This window comes from Bartonella tribocorum, assembly GCF_002777915.1.
Lineage (GTDB): Bacteria > Pseudomonadota > Alphaproteobacteria > Rhizobiales > Rhizobiaceae > Bartonella > Bartonella tribocorum_A.
This window is the reverse complement of the sequence record NZ_NJGE01000050.1, coordinates 1-3,180: the sequence shown is the minus strand read 5'-3', so window position 1 is coordinate 3,180 and position 3,180 is coordinate 1. Positions and strand designations below refer to the sequence as shown.

The window sequence follows — 3,180 nt, the reverse complement described above, 5'->3', positions numbered from 1 at the left end:
GCCACCTTCAAGGAAAGAACCCATAGGGTCACGTTTATAATCTTTATCAATATGGAGCGCCTGATCATCACCAAAGGTTTTGATCAAGTTTACTTTTCCATAAAAAGACATAGGACGGCTGTTTTCACTGGCAACGGTTTTCGTTAAACGTCCACCAACACGGATCAACCATTGAGAAGGATTTTGCATGTCAATGGTCAGATTATCAGCATCTTTAATGGTATCAAACATCAAATGTTGATAGGCAAGCTGTGCTTGTGGCTCAAACGTTACGCCTTGAATACCGGTTGCAAATTGTTTGCCAACAGTTGCGGAGATACTCAACATTTTGGCATTTTTCAATTTTGCGGTTGTCCCAATGAGGGCATTGGTGATCTTTCCCTTTAGGAAGCCATAGGATAACAGCGCATCAAGATAAAAGCCATTGTCATGTTGTATGGTTCCATAGGCTGTGAGTGACCATTTATCCATCGTGCTCTTACTTGCATCTTTCATATCTTTTGGTGTGAAAGAGAGTTGTCCGTAGGTGCCTAAAAGACCCAAATGCGTTGTGGTATTATGCCCTTCCAGCGCTGCAAAGTTAACCCCTCCTTGTAGAGCGGCATAGCGAAGACGAGCACCATACCCATATTCAAGTGGTCCCCGCGCGGATGATAAGGTTCCTGTGCTTCCATAGGTGTGTAAGAAGAAGCCGTTGCTTTGTCCTTGTCCTTTTTCTGCGACAGATGTTCTCATATTTGCTAACAAGGCATTTTGTTTCGCCATATCCGTCAATCCACTATAGAAGAGAGCATTGGGCATGACCAAATAGCTTGCCATTTGTGCTACAGGTGCATGTACATTTTCTTCAGGGCTAGAGCTAGAACTTGGGGTAGAATTAAGAAATTCAGGTTGTAGACGAAAATCCCAGAAATTTTCATTTTTTTCATCGAACAGATTTTGTTCTATATCAGCTTTGCCTTGACTTGAGTTTGGTCCATAGGCACGGAGCATATATTTATCAGGAGAACCATTTATTGTGGTATAACCATGGGCTAGTTTGAAGGAGCCTTCTTCGGCTGTTCCAGAAACTTGGATAAGAGAAAGTCCCCGTATATTTTCCTTAACATCAGAAGGTTTTTTTTGAGTAGTGTTCCCCTTTAAATTAATAAGGACATTTGTATTTCCTGAAACATTCCCATTAATCAAAAGCCGATCGGTTTTTTGCTCTGCTATTGACTTACCATCACTCCACCAAGTGTTGAAAGAAATTTGTGCATCACCTGTTGCATTATAGACGGCTTTAGTATCGGGTTTTCCAGAGCCTATATGCAATGTATGGTAATGATCTTCTGTTGGTTCTTTAAAAACAAGAGAGCTGTTTTCGAGGCCCAGAACAGAAATATCAGAGCGTGCTCTTTGAGCGATATCAAGCAGATTACCATCAGCATCTTTTTCTTGTGTACTGTTTTTTAAGAACCATTGTGTATCGTTTTTCAGGTCAAAGTGTACGTTTCTCTCTTTTGCAATGTTCGCTCTGCCTTCTAAAGTAGAGTGATCTGCATTTAACGTGAAACTACCGTTGGCTATCTCCTCCATGTTTTCATTATTCCAGATATTTTTATCTTTCCAAGAAGTTTTGTTCCAAAAAATACCATCATTTAATAAGATATCGGCATGGATTTCTGAATCTTTAAGATTGAGCGTACCGATTGATAGAGCAGGACTATTTTCAATGCTTTTTGTGGCAAAAGCTCCAACAAGAATTCCTGTACCCTTGTCAATGTGAAAAATTGTATGGCTTAAATTGATTTCATTGCTACGATATTTTTGTGGATCCATTGGGTCAAGTGGGTCATTATCAGAAACATTTGCAAACTGTAAGCCAGAAATTCCTGCTGTTGCAGAAAGGTTTGTAAGATTCATATGACCGCCATTGATCACGATTAATGCAAATTTTTTTGCTTCTATGTTATTTTTAGTGCCATTCTCCGTTTTAATTGCTCCATTTTCACCTGCTACAAGACCAACATCAATATTTTGAATTGTGCTGTTACCATTTAATTCAATTTTGCTCTTAGGCTCCCAAGTGTCCACACCAATGGTTACTTCTTCGGATTCACCTCCGATTATTGTTAAATCACTACTAATAATTTTTCCTCCATCGTCTGCATAAAGACCGATATCGAGGTTTTTAATGATTGTTGTGCCCATTAACTGAATTTCGCTATCAGGGTTTTCTGTCCATATTCCATAGCGGTCTTTAGAATTTGGATTAATTGATTTTCCACCGATGACTGTTAAATTTTTGCTAGTGATTTTGCCACCAAGGCTTGCTACAAGACCATTGTTAACTACATTTTCGATGATTGTATCACCATTTAATTTGATTATACTATTATGATCTCTCGCTTTTATACAAAAATCATTCATATTATGCACTGTTTGCGCGGGGGCAAGACAGGCTATTTTTAAATCGTGGGCAATAATTGTAGCAGCATTTCCTGCTGCAAGCCCATTCGTAAATTGTTGAATAATTGTTGTTCCCTTTAATTCAATTTTGCTCTTAGAATCTTGAGCAAATACACCAATGCCTATATCCTCGTTTTTAAGAGCGGTTATTGTTAGATTTTCGCTACTGATGTTTCCACCTTGGTATGCATAAAGCCCGTTTCTAACGTTTTCAATAGTTGTTGAGCCTGTTAACGCAATTTGGCCGAGGTTTTCAGCTGTTACACCAATGTTGTTGTATTCTTCAGCTTTTAAACCGGTTACTTTTAAATCTTTGCCAATGATTTTACTGCCATTTGTTGCATGAAGCTGATCATAGGCTTTTCCGGTTTCTCCAGTGACTACTTTTCCTTCTCCAGAAACTTCAAGAGATTCAGCATGGACATTGAACTGAATATTAAACAGCACGATGGCTGCCGTCGCCATAGATGATAGAAGGGATTTTTTATACACGAATACTCTCCTTTTAAAGCCCCCAATATTCACTTCCCCGCACGCTTCAAAAGAAGAACAGAAAATAGATATTGCTTATTCAGTTAATAACGCATAACTTTTATAATTTATTTTGCTTTTTCTGTCAAAATTAAAGTTGAATTTAAATACGTAATATTTAAATTTAAGTTTACTTTATAATGTATTTTTTATTATATTTATGAATTAGTTTTTCATATTTATAGTAATATTATAAAG

The 3,180-nt window shown here is 37.7% G+C and carries 1 protein-coding gene; it reads right to left on the bottom strand.

All coding sequences use genetic code 11. The annotated features are described in order from the left end of the window. Positions 1–2,916 (bottom strand): autotransporter outer membrane beta-barrel domain-containing protein (locus CER18_RS09520; RefSeq protein ID WP_432417139.1); only part of this gene is annotated, 2,916 nt, incomplete at its 3' end. Positions 2,917–3,180 lie beyond the last annotated feature (264 nt).